At 42.4% G+C, this 403-nt stretch carries 1 protein-coding gene; it reads left to right on the top strand.

From position 1 onward, the window contains the following. Window positions 1-403: hypothetical protein (locus J7R05_RS08660; protein ID WP_208541912.1), on the top strand; the 403-nt coding region annotated here is incomplete at both ends.

The following is a 403-nucleotide window of genomic DNA, read 5'->3' as shown; positions in this document are numbered from 1 at the left end:
ATTTCTAGAAAATGATGATGCAAATCGTGCACTAATGGGTTCAAATATGCAGCGTCAAGCGGTTCCGCTTATACGTGCTGAGGCACCATTTGTCGGTACAGGTATGGAATCGATAGTTGCTCGTGATTCTGGAGCTGCTATTGGTGCAAAACGTAGTGGTATTGTTGATCAGGTTGATGCAACACGTATTGTTATTCGTGCAACGGAGGATCTAGATCCTTCAAAGTCTGGTGTTGATATTTATCGTTTACAAAAATTTCAGCGTTCCAATCAGTCTACTTGTATTAATCAGCGTCCTCTCGTGCATGTTGGTGATCGGGTAGAGAAAGGTGATATCATTGCTGATGGTCCGTCAACTGATCTTGGTGATTTAGCTCTTGGACGAAATGTTCTTGTGGCATTT

The organism is Bartonella capreoli (assembly GCF_902813205.1).
Classification (GTDB): domain Bacteria; phylum Pseudomonadota; class Alphaproteobacteria; order Rhizobiales; family Rhizobiaceae; genus Bartonella; species Bartonella schoenbuchensis.
The sequence above is the reverse complement of the archived record's forward strand: the minus strand, read 5'-3'. Positions and strand labels throughout refer to the sequence as shown.